At 67.6% G+C, this 22,287-nt stretch carries 15 protein-coding genes and 2 pseudogenes; 12 read left to right on the plus strand and 5 right to left on the minus strand.

Going from position 1 to position 22,287, the window contains the following annotated elements:
* Positions 1–30: 30 nt before the first annotated feature.
* The 4 genes from F4556_RS37295 to F4556_RS37305 all read left to right on the plus strand — a co-directional run bounded on the left by F4556_RS37295 (position 31) and on the right by F4556_RS37305 (position 1,652).
* Positions 31–582: a hypothetical protein gene (locus F4556_RS37295; protein WP_184925928.1), complete on the plus strand. Its 552-nt coding sequence runs from the start codon at positions 31–33 to the stop codon at positions 580–582.
* A 218-nt stretch (positions 583–800) separates the two neighbouring features.
* Positions 801–1,073 (plus strand): hypothetical protein, encoded by a 273-nt coding sequence (locus F4556_RS37300; protein WP_184925931.1) that lies wholly within the window; start codon positions 801–803, stop codon positions 1,071–1,073.
* 75 nt (positions 1,074–1,148) lie between these two features.
* Positions 1,149–1,277 carry a hypothetical protein gene (locus F4556_RS39295; protein ID WP_281403852.1) on the plus strand — a complete coding sequence of 43 codons (129 nt, stop codon included), beginning with the start codon at positions 1,149–1,151 and terminating at the stop codon, positions 1,275–1,277.
* Between the two features lie 3 nt (positions 1,278–1,280).
* The gene (locus F4556_RS37305; RefSeq protein WP_184925934.1) at positions 1,281–1,652 is read left to right on the plus strand and encodes a hypothetical protein; all 372 of its coding nucleotides are present in this window, start codon (positions 1,281–1,283) and stop codon (positions 1,650–1,652) included.
* Between the two features lie 317 nt (positions 1,653–1,969).
* Here F4556_RS37305 and F4556_RS37310 read toward each other — a convergent pair whose 3' ends face one another.
* On the minus strand, positions 1,970–2,593 hold the full coding sequence (locus F4556_RS37310; RefSeq protein WP_184925937.1) for a TetR/AcrR family transcriptional regulator: 624 nt from the start codon (positions 2,591–2,593) through the stop codon (positions 1,970–1,972).
* A 218-nt stretch (positions 2,594–2,811) separates the two neighbouring features.
* Between F4556_RS37310 and F4556_RS37315 the strand changes: the two genes are divergently transcribed.
* The 5 genes from F4556_RS37315 (at position 2,812) to F4556_RS37335 (ending at position 6,174) form a co-directional block, all read left to right on the plus strand.
* Positions 2,812–3,231 carry a hypothetical protein gene (locus F4556_RS37315; RefSeq protein WP_184925939.1) on the plus strand — a complete coding sequence of 140 codons (420 nt, stop codon included), beginning with the start codon at positions 2,812–2,814 and terminating at the stop codon, positions 3,229–3,231.
* A 512-nt stretch (positions 3,232–3,743) separates the two neighbouring features.
* Positions 3,744–4,019, plus strand: a complete 276-nt coding sequence (locus F4556_RS37320; protein WP_184925942.1) for a hypothetical protein — start codon at positions 3,744–3,746, stop codon at positions 4,017–4,019.
* A gap of 202 nt (positions 4,020–4,221) precedes the next feature.
* Positions 4,222–4,794: a ribonuclease FAU-1 family protein gene (locus F4556_RS39930; protein WP_512699297.1), complete on the plus strand. Its 573-nt coding sequence runs from the start codon at positions 4,222–4,224 to the stop codon at positions 4,792–4,794.
* Between the two features lie 251 nt (positions 4,795–5,045).
* A complete protein-coding gene (locus F4556_RS37330) occupies positions 5,046–5,294 on the plus strand; it encodes a hypothetical protein (RefSeq protein WP_184925949.1) in 249 nt (82 codons plus the stop codon).
* Between the two features lie 89 nt (positions 5,295–5,383).
* Positions 5,384–6,174, plus strand: a protein-coding gene (locus F4556_RS37335; RefSeq protein WP_184925951.1) for an IS5 family transposase whose coding sequence is annotated in 2 segments (ribosomal slippage) — positions 5,384–5,699 and positions 5,699–6,174 — 792 coding nt in all. Because the reading frame shifts where the segments join, the coding sequence is not laid out codon by codon here.
* Between the two features lie 296 nt (positions 6,175–6,470).
* Here F4556_RS37335 and F4556_RS37340 read toward each other — a convergent pair.
* Together F4556_RS37340 and F4556_RS37345 are read right to left on the minus strand one after the other, a co-directional pair.
* Positions 6,471–6,842, minus strand: a complete 372-nt coding sequence (locus F4556_RS37340) for a DUF6188 family protein (RefSeq protein ID WP_184925954.1) — start codon at positions 6,840–6,842, stop codon at positions 6,471–6,473.
* 39 nt (positions 6,843–6,881) lie between these two features.
* Positions 6,882–13,901, minus strand: coding sequence for an RHS repeat-associated core domain-containing protein (locus F4556_RS37345; protein ID WP_184925958.1), 7,020 nt, complete (start codon positions 13,899–13,901; stop codon positions 6,882–6,884).
* Between the two features lie 350 nt (positions 13,902–14,251).
* On the opposite strand from F4556_RS37345, the gene F4556_RS39660 reads away from it, so the two are divergent.
* Together F4556_RS39660 and F4556_RS37355 are read left to right on the plus strand one after the other, a co-directional pair.
* On the plus strand, positions 14,252–18,193 hold the full coding sequence (locus F4556_RS39660) for a LamG domain-containing protein (RefSeq protein ID WP_184925961.1): 3,942 nt from the start codon (positions 14,252–14,254) through the stop codon (positions 18,191–18,193).
* A 506-nt stretch (positions 18,194–18,699) separates the two neighbouring features.
* A pseudogene (locus tag F4556_RS37355) lies at positions 18,700–18,831 on the plus strand (transposase); the annotation flags it as partial.
* A gap of 160 nt (positions 18,832–18,991) precedes the next feature.
* Here F4556_RS37355 and F4556_RS37360 read toward each other — a convergent pair.
* Positions 18,992–19,864, minus strand: coding sequence for a replication-relaxation family protein (locus F4556_RS37360; RefSeq protein ID WP_184925964.1), 873 nt, complete (start codon positions 19,862–19,864; stop codon positions 18,992–18,994).
* A 690-nt stretch (positions 19,865–20,554) separates the two neighbouring features.
* On the opposite strand from F4556_RS37360, the gene F4556_RS37365 reads away from it, so the two are divergent.
* Positions 20,555–21,169: a replication-relaxation family protein gene (locus tag F4556_RS37365; RefSeq protein WP_184925968.1), complete on the plus strand. Its 615-nt coding sequence runs from the start codon at positions 20,555–20,557 to the stop codon at positions 21,167–21,169.
* Positions 21,170–21,305: 136 nt separating this feature from the next.
* On the opposite strand, the pseudogene F4556_RS37370 reads toward F4556_RS37365, so the two are convergent.
* A pseudogene (locus F4556_RS37370) lies at positions 21,306–22,287 on the minus strand (hypothetical protein); the annotation flags it as partial.

Below are 22,287 nucleotides of genomic sequence, written 5' to 3' on the forward strand. Positions count from 1 at the left end.
GGCGTCGGGGACCACCACTAGCCTCGTCCTATGACCCCCGAGGAACAGACCGAGCAGCTAACGACCCTGGAACTGCTCAACACGGAGATCAGCGCCCGCCTCACGCGGCAGGCCGACTCAGGCGGGAAGGTCGACACCAAGGCGCTCGCCCTCGTCGGCTTTGCCGCCACCGCCGCGCAGTTCCTCGCCTCGCGCCAAGCCCAGCCCGTTCTGGCGGTCGTCGCTCTCGTCGCGTACGGCGCAGCTTTCGGCTGCGGCTTGATGGTCGTCAGGGTCCGAGGGCACAAGGACCTCGAACCGCGTACGGCATTGGACGGCTACGGGCACCTTCCCAAGGAGCGGGTCCTGCTGATGCTGGCTGCCTCGCGCGTGAAGATGTTCGAGCACAACAAGGCGATCCAGGACACGAAGGCCGCCTGGTGGAAGGCGAGCCTGGCCGCCCTCGTGCTCGGCTTGGTCTCCTCGACTGTCGGGCTGGTGCTGCACACTGACGGACATGACAGACAACCCGAGCCAGGAAAATCCTCCCCCAGCGTCCAGCACTCCGCCTCAAACTCCCCAGCCCCGACCCAGCCTCGCTGACACCTTCGCCGACCAGACCGTCATCGGCACCGAGCAGAAGAGCCACAAGGGCGGCACTAGCACCCGTCCTCACCGACCCCACAGTCGCTGACCTGCGCCGGTAAGTTCCCCGGGAGGCCCCGGTGAGTTTCGACTACCAGCCCAGCTCGCTGTCGGTTCTGCCCGACAGTGAGGGAGATCTGGCTCCCAGGGCGGACGCCGGGCGGTAGCGCGCCGGGATGAGCGAGAGTCTGACCGCGCCACGCACCACGTGGGAGTTCTGCCTGGCCGCCGCCGACGGCCTGGTCCAGGGCCACGCGCCGGCCGACCGCGAGCAGCACGAGCGGGTGGTGCTGCTGATCGCGGCGGTCACCGCCGCCGTCGCGGAATCGGTCGGCCTGAGCGAAGCCGCGGTCGGCGATGTCGCGCTGGCCGGATCCCCCGGTGTGCTGGACCTGCTGCTGGTCGGTGCCCGGTTCTCGGTGCAGGGCTGCCCGGCCGGCCCGGGCTAGGGCGGTGAACAAGCCGAGTACCTGCTCGCCGCCGACGGCCCGGTCTTCGACGAGATCCGGTTCCTCGCCGAAGGCGTGCTGCGCGCGCACCTGGCGGCCTTCCCCGGGACGGTGCCGACCGTTCGGGACGGCCTCTCCCGGGCCGCCCGGGCCCGGCAGTTCCACGACATCGGCGCGCCTCTCGGCATGAGCGTGGAGGACTGACCGGTGACACCCGACGAGATCCTGCGCGTCCTCGCCGCCCTCGAAGCCGCCTGGACCGGCGACGACCAGGCGCTGGAGAGCCTGGCCCACGCCGGCCCCGGCGAGAAGCCGCTGCACGTCGCCATCGCCGACTACGCCAACCTTGCCCTGCAGAGTCTGACGGCCGCGGCCCACGGCATCCACGACGGCCTGCCGCCCGACCAGCTCCAGGTGCTCGCCGCGCAGATGGGCGCCGAGACCGGCACCCGCATGACCAAGCTCCTCGCCCAGGCCCTCCAACTGTGGGCCGGACAGCCGGCCGGGCCCACCGCGGTCGACGACATGGCCCACGTCGTCATCAGCGCGGTCCTGGCGTTCACCTCCGATGGCGACTAGGACCAGGTCATGTCGATCCTCGCCCAGCTGCGCACGGCCGCTCTGGCGAACCGCCGCTGATCCGGTCCGGGACAGCCGCCCGGGCCGGGAGAGCCGCCGTGTCCGTGCCGCTGGCCCGGTCGTTGGCTGGCCATGAAGTATCTGGGCATGCCCCTTCGGGGTGTGCTGGGCAAGCCTTGGGCAAGCCATCGAGCGGGGCTTGCCCAGGTGTCTGCGGTTGGTTCCGCCCCAGGTCAGCGGGAACTGCTCCGGGCCCGGCCCGGAGCAGCGAAAGTGGGCAGCAGTCTGGCAGGTGGGAGAAGCCCGTCGGAGGGCCGCTACTGCTGTACCTGGGCATGCCGCCGGTCGTCCGGGTTCTGCGGGTAGACCGTGCCGATCAGGTTGCGGGCGAAATGGTCCAGGTTCTCCAGCCCGGCGGCGGTGGTGGCCAGGGTGCTGGGAGTGTCGACCAGTAGGTGAAGGATGGCACCGTGCAGGGCGAGCGTGACGATGGCGGCACTCTGTGGGGTGACCGGGAGGCCGGCGGCCCGCTGGGCGAGTTCGAGGCCGGTGAAGTCGTCGGTGGCGATCTGGTCCAGGATCGCCGACAGTTGGGGATCGCGCGCCGCCTCGCTTCGCAGCTCGAAGTAGGCGAGCATGCGCGGTCGCCCGGGCCCGGCGACGTTCTCCAACAGCCCCCCGAACAGGCCCACCAGCTCCTCGCGGTCGCAAGGCCCGGGGCCGGCGGCCGTCATCTGCGCCGCGACCTGGCCGTACTGCTCAACGCACCGCTCGGCTGCCGCGCGCAGCAGGGCCTCTCGGGTCGGGAAGTAGTTCTTCGCGGTCCCCACTGGCACTTCTGCGGCCGCGTCGACGGCCCGGTGCGTCAGACCGCGCCCGCCCGCGCTGGCCAGCACTTCGATAGCGGCGTCGCGCAGCAGGTTCCGGCGGTCCTGATTCATCGGTGCTCCTAGTTCTTCGGTATCTTGCCACACTACCCCAATTGTGGTACCACAGATGTGGTATGCAATGCCGACGCTTCATTGGGGGGAACCATGGCGCAATTCAGAAGAGACTGCGGCGCGCGGCTTCAAGATCTTGATGACCCACTCGAAATCATGGCAAGAATGCTGACCCGCACACATCTGGTCACCGGACGGGCGCCTTCGGGGGGAGGCCTGTGAACTGGGTGCATGCCGCAGGCTACGGCGCTGTCGGCGGACTACTGGTGGAGCTTCTGGTTCTCAACGGCCGCCTGCAGAGCTGGCAGGCCGCACGCCGTCTGGCCCGTGAAGGCAGGCGCAAGCTGCCGACCTTCCGCAAGTACGTCGACGTGCCCGCCGACCTGGCGGCTGCGCTCAGCCGCGTCTTACTCGGCGCGTTGACCGGATGGCTGCTCCACCCGCAGATCAGCGGCCTGTACGCGGCGGTGGCGGCAGGGGCTTCCGCGCCCGCGTTGATCCGTCAGATGGGTTCGTTCCGGGGGGTGCAGGCTCTCGCGAGGGTGGGCGAGGTGTTTCCTGTCGAGCCGTCGGTGACACCCGCTGAGCCGCCGGCTGAGGTTGGCCCCGGTGCTGCGGTGACGGGGCGGGGGCTGTGAACTTCGCGCGCAGGTACGCCAAGTCGATGCTTGTCTCGGATCGTGCCCCTGATGCCGGGTCGGGCGAGCGCAGTCAGGCGGGCAGGTGGTGGCGCCGCTATCTGGCATCGATGCTTGATGCCCCTCTCGCGGGCGAGTCCCTGATTGCCCCTGCACGCGTGCCAGGGCCGCGCCGGCCGACTCCGCCCACAAACAGCCGTTCGGCGCTCGATCCACCGGAGTCTTCGCGGCGCATTCGAGGCGTCCTCGTCGCCGCCGCATTCATTGCCATCCTTGTCGGGGCCCTCCTGACACGGCCATCGGTACCCCCTGTGAGCCAGGGCCTCTCCCCCCTTCTTCCCAACCCAGGCGCGTCCGTCACCGTGCCGGGCACGCCTCCAGCCTTCCCAGCTCCCAGCAGCATCGTGGTCGGCGGCACAAGCAGTGGAGACGTAGGTACGCCCCGGCCTTCCACCTCCTCCCCTGGCTCGCCGTCCCGTTCCACCCCCTCCCCTGGCTCGCCGCCTGCGGCGATGGCGGGTTACAACGCGACCTTCGACCACGGCTGTGTCGGCGCCTGCGACATGCCATTCACCATGACGTGGAGCGCGCAGCCGGACGCGACCCGCTACGACGTCCGGTACGACAATCAGACCAAGAAGGTGAGCGTCGTCTACGCGACCGCAGGTTATAGCTACCACGTCACCGGCCCGTACTCCGGTGACCACGTGTGCATCGCCCTGCGGGCGGCCAACCAGTACGGGGCGTCCGCGTGGACCGAGAGCTACTGCTTCGACGTCCCGTACTGACGTCGGCTTGGTCCCGACGCTGCGACTCCTTCACCCTCTACGGCGGCAACCGGGACTGCCAGGCGTGTGGCCGGGACTGCTCCGTCCCAAATTCGAGTGGACTTCCCGGTCTCGGGGCCGGGAAGGATCCGGTGGTGACTGACACCGACTTGTTCCAGCCCGGTTCCACGGCGGTGCGCCGCGACGTCCACGCCGGGCGGGTGTGGACCGCGATGCCGCAGCGGGTGATCGCGGACACCGGCCACGTGCTCACCCTGGCCTACTGGCCGGGGATCGAGAGCCTGGCACCGATGTCCTGGATCACCTCCACCCGCACCGGCGACCAGTCCCTGCGCGAGCGGATGCTGACGGAACTGGCGGCCGGCACCTGGGCCGTTACCGCTGGACCGGCACCACCCTGCTGTCGCACTTCCTGGTCGGCGAGTGGTTCTCCGTGCACTGCTTCCAGGACACTTCCGGCGAGCCGCTGCGCTGGTACGTTAACTTCGAGAAACCGTATCTCCGCCGGCAGGGGGTCGGCATCGACACCCTGGACCTGGTCGTCACCCCCGACCTGTCCGGGCCCCACTGGAAGGACCGCGACGAGTACGCGCAGCTGCGCCGCCTCGGTGTGATCGACGACTACCTGCACCGCCAGGTTGAGCGGGCCAAGGGGCGGGCGATCACCATGCTCGACAACCGCACCGGCCCGTTCGCCGGCGGCTGGCCGGCCTGGGCCCCGGACCCTGCGTGGCCGCTGCCCGAACTGCCCGCCGACGCCGACGTCCCCGACTGATCCGGTCGTCCGGGAGCGGGGCCGGGACGCTGGCCGGCCCGGTGGCCCCGTCGCGGACGGTGAATTACCCGTGCCGTGTCCGCCGGCTCGGTTAGGGTGCGACCAGGGGCTGGATCGTGGCCTTGCCGGGGGCGGCTTCGGTCGCCCGGGAAGGCAGAACAAGCGATGGAAGAGGGGCGGCCCGTAAGGGCCGCCCCTTCGCCGTTCTTGGGACGGCCCGGGCGCGGAGATTCCCGTGTCTCCTGGTCGAGGTGGACCGCGACAATGAGGGCAACGGCGTCCTGGTGGACAAGCTGGCCGCCTACCGGGCCTGGTGCGAGCTGCCCGCCCGCTACACCGCGAAAAAGGCGTTCGAGGAGTCCCTGCACGTCGTCGGGGCCCGGACCCACGACCTGCGCCGCCACGGCGGCGGTGCTGCCCTTCGCGGCCCGGACCAGGAACCTGCCCCGGGCAGCAGGAGCTGCTGGTGGCGATCGGCACCGAGCGACGGCCTCCCGTAGAGCTCGTAACACGATCTTGTGGGTGTGGGCTGGTGGGCCGTGTCCGGTGTGACGATTCGTCCGTTGGTGGTGGTGTGAGTGCACCGTGGATGATCGATGACGAGTTGTGGGCGCTGATCGGGCCGGTGCTGCCGCCCTGGCCGGAGCGGTCGCCGGGTCCGCGGCCGGTGGATGACCAGCTGTGTCTGCAGGGCATCCTGTTCGTGCTGTTCACCGGCATTACCTGGCAACAGTTGCCGCCGGAGTTGGGCTTCGGCTCGGGGCAGACGTGCTGGCGGGGGCTGTGCCGGTGGGCGGAGGCCGGGGTCTTCGAGCAGGTCCACCGGATACTGCTCGCGGAGTTGAACGCGGCCGGGCGGATCGACTGGACGCGCGCGTGCGTGGACGCCTCCCACGTGCGGGCGAAAAGGGGGGTGCCGGGGTTGGCCCGTCGCCGGTCGACCGCGGCAAATCGGGCAGCAAGCACCACCTGATCTGCGACGGCAACGGCACCCCGCTGAAAGTGATCACCACCGGCGGCAACGTCCCCGACATCACCCAGGCCCTCGCCCTGGTCGACGGCGTCCCGCCCGTGGCCGGCCGACCGGGCAGGCCCCGCCGACGGCCCAAGTCCCTTCTCGGCGACAAGGGTTACGACAGCCGGCACGTCCGCCGCGAGCTCGTCAGGCGTCGGATCCTGCCCGTCATCTCCCGACGCGGCGAGCCCGACATCCGCGGCCTCGGCAAGCTCCGCTACGTCGTGGAGCAGACCTTCGCCCTGCTCCACCAGTTCAAACGCCTGGCCACCCGCTGGGAACGACGCCTCGACATCCACGACTCCCTGGTATCGCTCGCCTGCGCACTCATCTGCTGGCGACGACTCAACAAGCAGACCCCGTGATCGTGTTACGAGCTCGTAGTTCCCGGCACCGCCACCCCGTACGCCCGAATAAGCCCCACCGGAGCAAGACCGGTGGGGCCTTATTCGTTGCCAGGAAGGCTTCCTGCATGAGCGGGACTATTTAGCTACCAGCAAAGAGGTCGTGGGAGGAAGAAACCTCTCACAAGTCTCTCCTTCTTCGAACCAATGACTATTTCCGCATACTTCGCCTCAGCGGGCGATGCTCTTAATGTATTTGCGGCGATATATTTCGGCTCATCGAGGCCAGTGGAGCCGCTACGGGTCGGGCATGGCAACTACTTCGGATCCCAAATTGCGAGCTTGCCCCCCGGCATGCAAATGACCCGAAAGCCATCTTCTGCAAGGATCTCCCAGGCCTCGTAGTTCGGATCGGGAGTCGCCGTCAGCGTCGCCCCACAAGCAAACTGAATTGTCAGGACTCCACCGTCGGACGACCACGCCTTGGAGATGTCCTTGTGCAGGAGTCTGACAAGACTGTCCGCGGGAACATCAGTATCCCCTGGTTGAAACGCAGCTGAGGTGCCGTCGGCGTCCTTCAGCTCCACGTTCGCTTGAAGGCGGATCCGCGTGTCCGGATCCACGAGGAGAGTCAGCGCATAGTCGAAACAGACTCGCGTCAGGGTGCGGCCTTCAACCTTGAGGTACATGCAAAGATCCTACAGGAAGAGAATGATACCCGCTCTCGTCTATGGCAAAGATCCCATAGGAAGAGAGTAATACCCGCTCTCGTCTATTGCGAAGTGAGTTGTCGAATTACCTCCGGGCTTTCCATCCAAATCGAGATAGTGGTCATTTTTGGCGTCCCGGAAGCGGACATATCCATTCGGGTAACGAGGGTCGGCGCCGGGGTCCATGATTCGGACCTCCGTGACCCTGCCCTTCCAATAAGAGGGGGCCGTCCAGATCCAACCGTCATTATTCCTAGTTGGCGTTTTCGTCCAGTCGGAGCCCACTCCTGCTGGCAGCTTGGACGGAAGCGCGAGCCCGTTGGCCGGCGCTGGCTCAGGTGCGGCTCCACTGGCTGGATTTGAGCCTTTGGATGCCAGCTTGCTGGCGGCTTTGGATGCCAGGCCCTTTCCGACTGCGGATGCTCCGAATGACACATCGCCAGTGCCCAGCAGTGGGATGTTCTCCAGTTGCCAGTCCAGCAGTTTGCCATAGAGGTCGTTGTATGTGCTGGAGTCTTTGCATTCCTTGATGGCGAAGCATGCATTTAGGGCAGCTGCAACATACTGATGGTGATCATCGACGGCATCCTCGCCAAAGCGGTGATTATTCTTTTGGAGAAGCTTCAGATTTTTGTTGGTCTTCTCTCGGAGCTTTCCAAAGTTTGGGGTTGTGCTTATTTGAATCCCGCCCGGGAGAACGGCTTTCTCTGTCTTCTTGATCTCGACATCCCATGCCCCGCCATCACCCAGAGACCAGGTTTCTTTGACAATTTGGCCTTCAGGGGTCTGGCATTGTCCCGTTCCGCCACATGTCCCGTCGGGGCGCAGCCCTGAGGGGTCGCTGAGGTTGACGGGGTTGTTGTTGCTGTAGGCGTAGCCGTTCCATTGCTGGGGATCGGCTGGGTCGAGGATGGGGTCGGGGTTGATGAAGCGGCCAGTTGTGGGTTGGTATTGGCGGGCGCCGAGGTTGGTGAGGCCGGTGGTGTCGTCCTTGGTTCCGCCGACGTAGCCGTGGGTGCCGGCCCATCCGGTGGGTTGGGTGCCGCGGGGGTTGCCGAAGGGGTCGGTGGGGCGGCGGGTTTCGGTGAGGGTGGTGGCGTCGAGGGCGAGGTTCCCGGTGCCGTGGTGGTCGTTGATCTGCCAGGTGGAGGTGGTGCCTTGGCGGATGAGGGTGAGGCCGCCGGGCATCTGGTAGTAGCGGGTGCCGGTGGTGCTTGTGGGGGTGGTGGTGGTGTAGGTGAGTTCGTCGTTCCCGAGGGTGATGGTGGTTTTGCCGGGGTTGTGGCGGATGAGCTGGTTGCCGTCGGCGTCGTAGACGTAGGTGGTGGACTGGTCGGGGACGGTCCATTTCTGGCCGGCGGGGACGGTTGTCCCGCAGGCGGCCAGGAGGACGTCGGTTCCGTTGGTGGTGACGTCGCCGGGGACTGCCAGGCACAGGTTGGCGGCGGCGTTGGCGATTGTGCCGTCGTCGCGCGTCGTCCAGGTCTGTGAGGTGGCGCCGGTGCAGGGCTGCAGCTGGATCGCGGAGCCTGCGGCGGTGCCCATGGCGGTCAGGCAGGCGCCGAAGACCTTGAGTTTGTTGCCGCCGGTGGCGAACTTCTGGCCGCTGGTTGCGTCGCAGTTCGCGATCTCGGCGGGGGTGCTATTGGCGCTGCTTCCCCCTTGCATGGCGAGGCACTTGCCGGCGATGCCCTGGATCTGGACGGTCGGCCGGTAGGTGTCGAGCTTTCCTTCGGTGCTCCAGGTCAGGTCGGTGGTGCCGGCTGCGTAGGTGTACTGGGCCGTGGTGTTCCCGGCCTGGTCGTAGCTGTTGGTGGCGTAGGCGGTGGTGCTGCCGTTTACCGTGGTTTCCAGGCTGGTGAGGGCGTGCGGCCCGCCGTTTCCGTTGCCGGTGTTGCCGGTGCCGGGAGCGGTGAACGTCTGGGTCGTGACGGCGTCCTGGGTGCTTCCGCTGGCCGGGCTGTGCTGGGTGAAGGTTCTGCGGTTGCCGGTCAGGTCGTAGGTGTAGTCCTGCCAGTACGGGGTGCCGCCGCCAACCGTGTTCGTCGCGGGTGCGACGGCGCCGCTGGTGGGGGTGGTGTTGGCGCAGGCGCCCTTTCCTCCGACGGCGGGCTGGGGAGCCATGGCGAGTTGGCCGGTGTCGGACCATGCGGTGGTGAGGCGGCTGAGGTAGTCGTAGCTGAAGCACTGCAGGTCGGTCTTGGCGGGATCGTTGTCGGGGATGTTGCGCAGGGCCGTGATGCGGCCGGAGGCGTCGTAGGCGTAGGTCATCTGCTGGACTGCGCCGGTCGCGGCGGTCTGCTTGTCGACGAACTGGGACAGGGGCCGGCCGGTGGACTCGTCGTAGGTGTTGGTGACGACGATCTGCGTGCCCCATGGGTTGACGGTGGTGCGGATCGATCTGCCGTAGGCGTCGTAGTCGTTCGACAGGTCGTAGGAAGTGCCGGAGGTGCCGAAGGACTGAAGGGTGCCCCAGGTCTCGTAGCTGTAGTTGACGGTCTCGCTGGCGATGTTGCCGACGGCTGAGCGGTTGTCGGCCTTGAGCAGGCCGGTGACCGGGTCGTAGGCCGCCTGGTAGGTGTAGGTGAACGGCGTGGCGGAGCCGATCTCCGAACCCGGGATGGTCTGCGTCGTCTTGGTCGGGTGGTACGCCGTGTCGTAGGTGAGTACGGCCTTGGTGTAGGCCTTCCCGGTCGCTCCGCCCACGTACCGGGTGGAGGAGGAGGGCTGTCCCTTGAGCACGGTGTCGTAGGTGCGTGCGGTCAGCTGCTTGGCTGAGTCGGCCGCCATGCCGTCGTAGGTGGCGGTGGTACGACCCAGCAGGTCGTAGGCGAAGGTGGTGCTCTTGCTGCGGGAGTCGGTCACCGAGCCGACCCGGCCGGAGCTGTCGTAGCGTGTGGTGGTGGTGCCAGTGTCCGGATCTGTCGCCGAGACCTTCCGGCCGCGTACGTCGTAGGAGTAGGACCAGGTGTTGCCGGCCGCATCCTTGCGGGTCGCTGGCTGTCCAGCGGGGGTGTACGTGAGGGTGGTGACGTCGGCGTCAGTGGCGTTGCCGGTGGCCGTGGGGGTTTTGTACTGCCACATCTGTGCAGTACGGCCGCGAGCATCGGTGACCGTGGAGATGGGGGTCGACCCGGAGGGCGGGGACACATCGGTGCGGTCGGAGCCGGGGTAGGCGGTGGTGGTCTTGCCCTGGACCACTCCGAACGCCACGAACTCGGTTGTGGTCGGCCGGCCGAGGCCGTCGTAGGCAGTATGCGTCTGGTTCGGAGCCTGCGCGGTCGTTGTCTGGTAGAGCGTTGTGTTTGGCGCCGAGGTGTTGTTGTACCAGCTGCCGTTAGAGCGGATGACGCGGCCGAGGGAGTCGTAGGCGGTGTCCGTGAGGATCCGGCCGGTGTTGTAGGCCCAGACCGCGGGGGTGGACTGGGTCTGGATGACCCGACCAAGGCCGTCCATGATCTGCGTCGAGCTCACCGAGCTGTAGGTGTCCCCGGTGCCCACACCCACCAGGGCCGTCGTCGTCGTACTGGGCGGAACTACCTTGCCGCCGACGACACCCGGGATGGCGTAGGCGTAGGCGGTGTTGGGCGACAGGCCTGTCGCGCGGCCGGCCAGCCACACGCCGGTGGTCCGTCCCAGTGCGTCGTAGGAGACGTTGGTGGCACGATTGTTCGGGTCGGTTTCGGTCTTGGGCAAGGCTCGGGCGCTGTCGAGGGTGGTGACCGTGCTCCGACCGGTTGCCTGGTCGCTCGCTCCGGCAGGTGCCGGGCGGGTCACGGTGAGGCTGGTGGGCAGCTCACCCGCTTGGGGCGCGGAGTAGCTAGTGGCGACCACCGCTCCGCCCGTGTGGGCGTTGTCGGTCACCTTGGGATCGGTGACGGTGAGGACCTGCCCGTACTTGTCGTAGGTGAAGGTCGAGTTCACCGTGAAGTTGGAGCTTGTCCCGTTGAAGCCTTCGACGCTCTCGCTGGACGTCGGCTCGGCCTTGGCGCCAGCCTGGTCGAGCGCCTTGCCGTCGTAGTAGACGCGTGTCCACGACAGGGTGTTCTGCTCGGTCGCGGCCGCCGTGCACGCATTCGTGCCGCTGACAGTCGTCTGCTGCGAAATTAGAGCGGTGATCTGGGGGTCGGGGCCGACAGCGTAGGTTGTGCGATGGCAGATGTCAGGGGTTGCATCGGCGGTGGAGAGGGACGTCAGCGTGCGATTGTTCTGCGCTGGGTCACTGGTCGTGGTTGTGGTGCTGGTGCGCCATGATTTGTCAGCCGTGAGGGACTTTACTGTCGATACCGAGGTCGTCGCGCCGTAGCGGGCAATCAGGGCGGGCAAGCCGGTGCGGTCATGGGTGGCCGTCTGTTTGACAGGGCCGGAGGTCGTGCCGACCCTGGAGGCGATGATCGTGCCGCCGGCCTGGTCGTAGGTGTCGTCCTCCAGTACCCCGCCGGACAACCAGCTGGAGTCGGTGACCTGGCCGCTCATCGGTCCCGCGACCTTCGCGCTGCGCGTTGTGCCATCGGCGAGAATGTCACCGTCCATGCCCTGGTAATAGGTGACGCTCTTCTGCGACTTGGGCCCGTCGCTGCCGCTGCCCGCGGTCGTGGTCACGCTCGCGTAGCCACGGAAGTCATCCCAGGTGCGGTCCTTCGCATCGGTGAAGGGCGAGTCGTTGCGGTGCCAGGCGGCATTGCCGTACGAGTAAGCAGTGGTCATGGCCGTCGCGCCCGGGGTGTTCGGGTTCACGGTGACGGTGTTGACCGAGTAGCGCAGGAACCAGTCGTCGACCGGGTCGGCGTTGGGCTGCTCGTTCGGGACATGCCATTTGACGTTGTAGCAGGACCGGGTGTTGCTGTCCGCCGAGGTCGGCATGATGTTGTTGACGCGGGAGCAGTCGGCGGGGTTGTAGTCGACGCCGATGGTGCTGCCGGTCTCGGTGGTGATCAGCTGGATGCGGGGCCGGTTGTAGTCGGGGCGGGAGGGCACCAGGTTGGTGCCGTCGACCCGGTTGCGCAACAGCATCTCGGTGAAGGTGACCGGGGGCAGGGTTACCTGGGTGGCGGAGGCTTGGGTGTCTTTGCCGGTGCGCTGGATCGACGCGAGCCAGGGGACCTGGGTGCTTTCGGTGGTGTTGACGACGTTGACGAAGCGGTGGGTGAGCGCGTAGGCGTCGACGTCCTGGTAAGCGCCGTTGTAGCGGACCTTGGTGGTGATGTTCGCCAGCCACTTGCTGGTCCAGTACGTGGGCCCGCTCTTGGTGCAGGTGCCGCTTTGGTCGCACTGCTGGTCGATGGGGACGTCGGGCCAGTTCGCGGCGTTGGCCGGGGTGCGGTTGGCCGGGTTGCAGGCGGTGGTCGAGGTGACGCAGCGCTCTTCGCTGGCGAATTCGATCTTCGCGGCGGGGCTGTAGGTGCCGTTGGCGGCGATCTGGTCGCTCAGAAGCTGGCCGTAGCCGATGGAGGCGAGGACGCCGCCGCGGGTGTAGGAGCTGTTGACGCCGGTGCCGCTGTTCTGGCCGCCGCCTCGGGCGTAGAAGTTCGCCTCGGGGTTGTAGGTGTAGGTGGTGAGGTTGCCGTGCGGGTCCAGAACGTAGTCGAGGTTCCAGCGCCAGGCCGTCTGACACCAGGACGCATTGCCCTTGGCTGCGTCGTAGCACGGGTCACCACTGTTGGGCGAGTACACCGGGACGGTCCAGGCAGAGCCCGAGTCCGGGCCCTTGGCGGACGGGTTGCCGGAGGCGTCGGGCAGGTGGGCGAGGCCGAAGTAGTAGACGGTTCCGACAGTGTCGGTGACCTTGATGTAGGAGCCGTTCCAGGTGCCGTTGGTGGCACCGGTGAGGAACTGGACCTTGCTGCCGTCGTCGCCCTTGAGCCGCCATGTGCAGTTCGACTGCTCCATCGCCGCGGGCGCGCCTGCTTGGCAGGAGGCGTCGTCGGGGACGAGTTCGCCGGAGTGGCCAGCGAGAGAGAGCGTCAGGTTCGCTCCGGCCCAGCACTGGTCGCCGGAGCCGGTGATGCCAGCCTTCGAGCAGGGCCGGTAGGAGCGTTCGACGAAGCCGGTGGTGTAATCCCAGCCGTCACCGATCCATGACGCCTGGGCGTTGGTGGCGGACGTCTTGCCGTCCACGGACGAGGAGTCGTAGGACAAGGCAACAGCGGGTGCCTGGCTGCCGAGGGAGGGCGGTACCTGGATCGGGGAGGAGTAGGTGAATGCACCCGAGGACGATCCGGCCGACCATGCCTGGGAGATATTCAACGGTGTTGCCGAGTAGGTGCCCGCGCCGGAGGAGGATCCGGGCACGGCCGCAAGGACCGTGCCCTGCTGGGATACCGGCGCTGCGGGAGCGACGGCGGACAGGGACTGGATTCGAGTCTGGGCCGTGCCGTCGTCTCCGGGGAGGGTCACGTCGGCGACGAGCTTCTTGGCGGCCGCGTCGTAGTGAGACGGCACGGGACTCTGCTGGAGGCAGCCTGCGACCTCAGGGGTGGTGAGTGAGCAAGCGGGCAGGCTCACGAGATGGGCACGTGCGGCCCAGTTCGCTCCGTAGCTCTCGGCGAGTGTGCTGGTGTCGAGAGTGAGGCGGATCTGGCCGGCGGCCTTGGCGCCGTCGCGGGAGAGCTTCAGGACCGGTCCGGGGATGCCCGCGGCGGTCGCGGCCTTCGGGTCGACTACGTCGACCTGGACCACCTGGTCGGTGACAGGTGATCCGGCGAGCGGGGCGAGTGAGAGGGGAAGACCGGCGGCGCTGGCTTCGGGGCCGGCCTGTGCACTCTGCTCCGTGCTCCGGGCCTGCGCGGCAGCGGGGACTGTGCCGATGCGGACTTCGGCGTGGCCCTTGGGGGCCAGCCGCGCACTCTTCGGCGGCTGCCAGGTGGGCGGCACCGGGTGGCTGGGCACCGTCACCGGAATGCTGCCGATGCTCTTGCCCGCGACGGAGGCGGTTTTCGGCAATGCCGTGTTCGAGGGCGACCACTTGCGGGAGTAGTCCGGGCCGGCCGCGGCGGCCACCGACACCGGAGCGAGCAGTGATGTGACGACGCCCGCCACGACGGCAAGGGCAAGATTTCTGCCTTGCCGCGGTGGCATGGTTCGCCAGCGACTCGATGTGGGTTTTGATGACACGGAGAAATCCCCCAGTCAGCCGGATTCAGAATCCGACATAAATGATCATGAGAATAACTGCGGGAGCCTACCAATGACGCACATGTGCAGGTCAAGGTCCCCTTGGACGACCAGGCAGTGATTCATATCACATGGGCCGCATACCATCGGTCAATACCGTAAACCGGACTACGTGACGGTGTTTCAGATTGTGAAGATCAACTGATATGGGTGAGCGTGCTGTCAACCTCTGTGCAAACGCACTTGCGGTTTCCTCAGCATCGGAGTTTCTCACCGTGACCAGACGCCGCCGCGGCCCAGCCGCTCAACGCCTGATGGCGGTCGGCGGGGCCTTCGCCGTCGCCCTCAGCCTGACTGCCCCTGTCGCGTTCGCCGCTGATTCGATCCCGATGCCGTCGTCGAGTGAGATCGCAGCGGTGGACGCCGAGCGTGCCAAGCAGCAGCCTCCGGCGGCGGAGGCGGACCAGGCGCTCGCGAAGGCGAAGACCACCGGGCAGAACGTCGTCATCGACTCACTGACAAGTGAGTTCACCGAGACAGCGGCCACCCCGGGCGGGCATCTGGCGTTCACCTCGCATCCCGACCAGCAGCGCGTGAGGCGCGGGAGTGCCTGGGTGGCGCTCGATGCGACGCTCGCCGCGAACACGGACGGTACGTACTCGCCGAAGTCCTCCGCCTCGGGTCTGAGGATGTCCAAGGGCGGCGACGGACCGCTGGCGACGATGGCCAGCGCGGACGGCAAGAAGCTATCCCTGACGGCCCCGTTCCCACTGCCCGCCCCGACGGTGGACACCGACGGCGACGGCCTGGTGTACGCGAACGTCGTGCCGGACGTGGACCTGAAGGTCACCGCCACGAAGCTCGGCGGTCTGACCACTGTGTTCGTGGTCAAGACCCAGGCCGCGGCGTCCAGTCCTCAGCTGAAGACCCTCCGATTTGGGACCGCGCTGGACGGCGTCACGGTCAGCGCCGACCAGGCGGGCAACCTGACCGCCACGGCTTCCGACGGCAAGCCCCGCTGGACGGCCCCGGCCCCGCAGATGTGGGACAGCAGCACCGCTGCTGCTGCGAAGACCACCGCATCGTCTCCTCGGATGCTCGCCCAGAGCCCGACCGACGGCGCCACGAGCAGCAGCACCACCCCGAAGGCGGCGACGGTCAGCACCGCGGATGGCCCCGGCGCGAACTCGAAGACCGCCACGATGCCGGTCACCACGGACGCGGCCGGCCTGAGCCTGACCCCCTCGCAGGATCTGCTCAACCACGGCACGGCCCCGTACTTCATCGACCCCGCCTGGATCCCCTGGGGCCCTTCGGCGAACGCCTGGACCTGGGTCCAGTCCGCACACACCGACGCCAACAACTGGCAGCGCACCGGCAGCAACGACCAGGACCACCCCGGGGTCGGCATCTGCGGCTACTACGCGGCCGGCGGCAGCTGCAGTCCCACCGACACGTACCGCACGTTCTACCAGTACGACATCAACGCGCTCAGGGGTGCGGTCGTCCACTACGCGACGATGAACCTCGAGGAGTACGTCTCCGCGGACTGGTCCTGCACCAACAAGTACCCCTTGGACCTGTTCCTCACCGGTGCCATCGGCAGCGGCACCAGGTGGGGCAACCAGCCCGGGAAGGTCGGCGGCTCACTCGGCCAGCAGACCGTTCCCGGCTCCGGCCACGCCAACTGCTACAACAACGTGCCGTTCCAGTACAACGTCACCGGCACGCTCCAGACCTACGTCAACAACGGCCAGCTCACCTTCGGCCTCTTCGGCAACGAGAGCAACCAGAACGCGTTCAAGCGCTTCACCTACCAGCCGTCGCTGTACATCGAGTACGACCGCATCCCGAACCAGCCCACCAACCCTGCTGCCTCGCCCGCGCCGCGCATCGCGCCCTCGCCCGATGGCTACCAGGCCTGTGACAGCAGCGATTCCAGCGCTTGGGCGTGGGTCGGCGCAGGTTCGCAGCAGGCCGGCGCGATCTCCCTGGACGCCACCGTCTCCAGCCCCGTCCAGGCCCAGCTCTACTCCTGGACCCACATCTGGGACTACAACCTCCCCGGCGCCCCCGACGTCGACGGCGGCTGGTCAGCTCTGGTGGGCAGCGGTACCACCGCTTCGTGGAAGGTCAAGGCCGGTGCGATTCAGGACGGCCATGCCTACGGCTTCAAAATCTTCGCGGGTGACCAGATGGTGGACTGGTCGCCCCCAACGGCGACCTGCCACTTCAAGGCCGACCTGACGCCCCCGACGGTGTCCTTCCCGGCAACGGCGAGCGACCTGAACACCCAGTTCCCCCCCTCCGGCAACGGCCAGGTCACCACGCTCACCGTGGGCAAGACCGGAAACATCCCCATCACCGGCACCACCGACCCGAACCCCAGCGGACTCGGCGCCTCCGGACTCGCCTGCCTGCGCTGGAGCCTCGACCCCCAGCTCGCGGGTGCGGCCTGGCAGTGCGGGACCTCCATGCCCACCAGCCAGATCCCGGTCACCCCCACCCGGTGGGGCACCAACATCCTCTACGTCCAGGCCCAGGACAAGGCAGGCAACCTCTCTCCCGCCGGTCAGTACGCCTTCTACGTCCCCTGGAACCCCAACGGCAAGGCCCCGGTCTTCGGAGACATCACCGGCGACAGCACCCCCGACATCCTCGCCGCCGACTCCGTCGGCAACCTCCGCGCCTACACCATCCCCGGCAACCCCAACGCCACCAGCGCCACCACCAACCTCGCGGCCAAGGCCACCAGCGCCCCGAACGGCACATCATGGGGACCCGACTACCGCATCACCCACCGCGGCAGCCTGCACGGCGGCACCAACGTTGACGAAGCCATCGCCCACAAGGACGGCGACCCCACACTGAAGCTCTACAAAAATCCCGGGAACTCCGGCATCACCGGACTCCTCGACAGCTCCATCTCCCTCAGCAAGCCCAGCACGTGCAACGCAACCATCTCTGGCACGGACTGCATCGGGTACTTCGCCACCGACTGGTCAACAACAGCCAGCATCGCGGCACTCGGCGACCCCTCGACAACCAACCTCGACGCCGGCAACAAGTTCAAAAACCGCACCGGCCTGCTCACAGTCGAGACCAACCCCGCAGGTGACGGCGCCCTTTGGTATTACCCCGCCCCCGACGAATACACCTTCGGCAACCCCATCAAGATCTCCCCGGCGGGCTGGAAGAACGTCGACCTCATCTCCGCCGGAGACTGGGCCGGACAGGGGCACCCCGGCATCTGGGCACGCAACCGAACCACCCAGGAAGTGTGGGCCTACACCTTCACCCAGGGCAGCGACACCGTCAGCGACCCGTTCGGCGAGACCAGCACCTACCCCGTCATCACCGGCATCGCCACCAGCGTCAAGATCGGCCTCGTCGACTACACCACCTGGCCCAGGATCGGATCCGACGGCGACCTCACCGGCAGCGGCAGCTCCACCATGTGGGCCATCACCCAAGCCGGCGACATCCAGACCTGGACCGGCAGGCGCACCGGCACCACCACCGCCCCTGGCTGGGAGTGGATCAACTACGCCGGCACCGTCCTGACCACCAGCAACGGCGCCGACCAGTGGCCCCTCAACAAGACCGGCTTCGACGGTACCCAGCTATCAGACAGCTCCGGCACCAACAAGGCCCGTCCCATCGGCGCCCTCAGCTGGACCACCGACCACAAGAACACCACTGACAGCGCAGCCAACCTCAACGGCACCTACTTCAAAACCGCCGAACCCTCGCTCGACACCACCAAGAGCTACTCCGTCTCCGCCTGGGTCAAGCTCACCAACACCGACACCTTCCAGACCTTCGTCACCCAGAACGGCAATCAACGCGGCGCCTACTACCTCCAGTACTCCAAGGCCTACAACGCCTGGGCCTTCGTCGCACCCGGCACTGACGACTACGGGACCGGCATCTACCACCACGCCAACGCCACCACCGCGCCCCAACTGAACACCTGGACCCACCTGGTGGCCACCTTCGACGCCGACACCAAAGCCATGACGCTCTACGTCAACGGCCAGTACGCCGGCTCCGACACCAACCCCACCCCCTGGAACGCCACCGGCCAGGTCAGCATCGGCGCCTGCGCCACCAACAACTACGCCGCCGACAACCAGGCCAGCGGATCAGTCAGCGACGTCCGCACCTACCCCTACCCCCTCACCACCGCACAGGTCACCAACCTCTACACCAGCTGACACCCACCCACCCGCGGGCCTGCACCCACCCCGGGGCAGGCCCGCAGCACTCCATGTCAGGCCCAATCGAGCACGCTCAGGGCCGCAGTTGGGACTGTACGGAACTGACCCGTGGTCGAGGGTGTACGTGATCAACCGCAAGGGCCCCGGTTCAGGGTGCGGCAACGCTGATCCGAGAGAAGACCTGACCCCGCTGGCGGCTGTGCGCCCGCCAGCGGGGTCCGCTGGGAGTGTCAGCTTCTTTTCGTACAGTCCCCGCGGGCCTGCACCCACCAGGAACAGGCCCGCGCGCCTGGCGGCGAGACCCCGGCCACGGATCCACTCGAAAGTGTGATTCCGTGGCCGGGGTCTCACTTCGACATCGCAGGCCAGTGCTGGACTGCGGCGACCCGACCGGGCAGTGGATGCCGCTTGCCAAGGCCCTAGTGCATCTTGGGGCGCGTTTCCCCTTGATCGAGGACACCCTGACCAAGGGATTGTGAAGATCCATAGGACAGGAGTTCCCGTTGGGGACGTCGGAGTACACCGCTGAGTTCCGGGCTGATGCCGTCGCGCTGTACCGCGCGAGCCCGGGGCGTACGTACGCCGCGGTGGCCAGGGACCTGGGCGTCAACCACGAGACGCTGCGGGTCTGGGTGCGTGAGGCCGAGCGGCGCTGGCCCCGGATACCTTGGAGACCAGGTAAAAAAACCGCAGGTCAATGCATTGGTGAGGGCCGGGGAGGAACCTTGGTGCCCTCTTCGGCCCTGCGCTTTTGTTCTGTGCTGGCAGAACGAAGTGTTCAACCCTGCGATAACGCTAGGGCCCCCTACAGCTCGGTCCAGCCGCACGGCGGCCGGCCTTCGTTCGAGAGTGGGTACCAGACGGGGGCGGCGGGTCCGTGCTCGATGAGGTCCTCGAGGCGGGCGGCGCCGGCCGGGAGGGCGGCCAGCAGTCGGGGGTGGCCGGGTTCTCCTCGGCGGCCAGCAGCAGGTCCTCCACCACCCTCTCGCCCTCGGCGGCCCGGGTGCCGGTCAGGACGACCAGCAGGGCCGGGAACGGCCGCCAGCGGCGCTCCCGTGCCCAGCCGGTGCCACCGGGGCCGGGCTGGTGCCAGAGCCGGGCACAGGCGGCCAGCTGCTCGGCGGTCTGCTCGATGCCTGTGCTGGGGTCGTGGAGCTCGATGAAGGCGCGCAGCCGCCGGCGGCGGCCGTCGATGGTGGCGGTGTAGGCGAGTTCGGCGGCGGGCCGGTACGCCGGTCCGGCCGGGGCCGCCGGGTCGGTGGGGTGCTCGGGGGCGGGGACCAGGTCGAGCGGGCCGCAGCCCTCTCCCCGGGCGCGGGCGTCGGTGACGAACGCGCAGTGGATCTGGCCGAGGGCGAGGAGGTGGCCGCGGCCGTACCGCAGGGCTGTCTGCTCGGGCGCGGCGACCAGGTCCGGGCGGCGGGCGGCGGGGAAGGTCGCGGTGACGGCGGAGCCGGCCTCGGTGAGGTGCCAGGCCTTCGCGCGTCCGGCCTGCGGCAGGGTGACGAATTCCGCCAGGCCCTCGGTGTGGAGGCGGTCCATGCGTTTCTGGGTCTGCTTGATTCCGGCCTGCCCGCCGTGCAGTTGGTGGAGCTGTTCGGCGGTGGCCAGGGAAAAGCGGGCGAGCGTCACCAGGACGTCGTGGTCGGTCTCCAGTTCCCCGTTCACGGATGCACTCCTCGGATCTCCAGCACGGGCCGCTCCCGTGCTGGAGAGATGAAACCCCACGAAACTCACCGGATTTCTCACCATCAAGGGATCCAAGATATAACGATTGCATAACGACCCGTTCCAAGGTGCCCAGGGTTCTAACCGGTCCGAAAACTGGTCCGCCATCCCGTCCCGTCCAACCTTTGGTGAGAAACCTTGGAAGACCTGCTCTGACCTGCGTTGATAGGCCATCAAGGTGGCGGTGAGTTTCCTTGATGGCCCTCCAAGGAAACTCACCGGTACCTTGGAGACCCCGGTTAGTTTGACGGTGCGCTACCGCCGCCCCTGCCGTCTCCCCTCCCACTGCCCCTACCGGGCACTTCGCCTCCAAGGTGGGAGAACCGGCAGTTCAGGGCCCGGATCGGGGCCGTTCCCCAGTCCTGACGACCCTTCTTTCCCGTCTTTCTGCTTTGGCTGTTGTAGTTGCTGTTGTAGTTGTCGGTTGGTCAGTTGGGTTCGGCACCTGCGGTGGGCTTTCTATTTCCTGCGTCCGGCTGATGCCGTCCGCGCGGAATGGGGAGAGTGGCGCGCGGCGCGGGCCCTTTCGGGCCGGGCGGTGGGATGGGGTGGAAAAGTGGCTGGCGGCTGTCGGAGCGGCGGGATATCCCTCGGAGCAGAGCAGTTCACCGCCGACCCTGGGAGAAGCCCGTGAGCACCCCGCAGCGCCCCGCCCAGCCGCACGACAGCGCGCACGACACCGACGGCCAGGAGCACGCCGCCGATCCGGCCGCACCGGCCGAGCCGGACAGGCTGGGCTGGCGATCCCGGCCGGGCCGCACCGCCTACCGGCGCGGCAGGCTCTGGCCGAACGGCTCGACCGCCCCGCTGCGATCCGACGTCCTCGGCGCGCTCGGCGTCCTCAAGGTCGCCACCGCCGACCAGCTCCAGCGCCTGCTGCGCCCCGGCGCGGCGTCGAACACGGTGATCCGCCAAGGCCTGCGGGACCTCGCCCTGCACAACCTGGTCGCCTCGGACGGCAACACGAAGACCGGGCACAAGACGTGGCGGCTGGAGGGTACGGCCGGGCTGGAGGCGGCCGGGCAGGTGCTGGGCCTGTTCCGCTCGGAGATGGGATCGACGGCCCGGGGCGCCGGGCGCACAGGTGCCCAGCACGCGATGGCGGTCAACGAGACGATCGCCGCGTTCGTCCTGGGCGGCACGGACGCCCTGGCTACGTCGAAATCGCCTTCGACGGCCGACTCTCCATCAGCCGCCGGTAACTCACACAACATCAGATACACCAGTCACTGGACACACCCGTGATCAGGGGCCGGGGTTGTGGCCTGTGCTGTTCAGTTAGGTGGTTGCTGCTCGGGTAGCGCACCGTCTCCTTAGCTGGGTGGTTGGGCTGCTTCTGTGATCGTGTGGCCAGCGGGTTCTCTGTCAGTTGGCTGGGTTGTCAGGTGTCTTGGTCGTTGGTCATTTCTGCTGGGCCGCTGGTGGGTTGTTGGATTGTTTCGGTGCGCCCGCGGTCGCGGGCGTGGCGGAGTCCTTCGAGGAGCCGTGCCTGGTCTGGGTCGGGGGTGGTTTGTGTCTGGTCGAGGACGGTGTAGACCTCGGCTCGGTCGATCAGGGCGTCGAGGTTTGCCAGGGTGTCGGCGTCGACTGCGCCCCATGGGGTGCGGGGCGGGCGGACGATCTTGGTGAGTAGCGGCAGGAGTTGCCAGGTACCGTCGTCGAGGCGTTGACGGATCCAGGCCCGGGCGGTTGCGTGGTCGATGTGGCGCCAGTTCCAGATGAGGTCGACATCAGAGTCGGTGAGCTGGTCGGTGGGGCGTGGTCCGGGCGTTGTCAGGTGCTCGCGCAGTCGCGCTACGAGGCTGGTGCGGGCTTCCTGGACCCAGGTGTCGCCTTCCTGGGCGAAGGCGGGTGCGGTGCTGCTGGGCTCGGTGGTGTCGTACAGGACCCGGCTGGCGAGCATGGTCCCCTGTGGGGTGGCGGCCATGCGGTGCAGGACGTCTGCTCGTGCGTCGGCTGGGAGATTGCGGAAGAGGTCTTGTGCGAGGAAGCGCGCGCTCATGTCGGCTCTGAGGAAGCCCTCGGCTTGTGCGGTCAGCGAGCCGTAGCGGTCAGCGAGCTCGAGCAGCAGCGCGGTGGAAGGCACCGGCGTGCCGGCGTCCAGCCGTTGTCTGATGCGCCGGCCGATGCGCTGGGTGTCGTTCTCCAGCCGCAGAAGAAGTTCGGCTACCTCTGGCCCCGGGGGTCCGTCCGCCAGCTGGTCGAGGCCCCTGGTGAATGCGGTTTCCGACAGGTCGTCGTCCGGGACACCGAAGGCGACGTACCTGTCGAAGTAGTCGTTGCTGCCGATGCCACGACGTCGCGCGGTGCCTGATGAGTCGCCACCGCCGCCGAGGGCCTGCCCGAGCGGAGGGAAGAGCATG

Origin of the sequence: Kitasatospora gansuensis (genome assembly GCF_014203705.1) — a bacterium.
In the GTDB taxonomy this organism is placed as follows: domain Bacteria; phylum Actinomycetota; class Actinomycetes; order Streptomycetales; family Streptomycetaceae; genus Kitasatospora; species Kitasatospora gansuensis.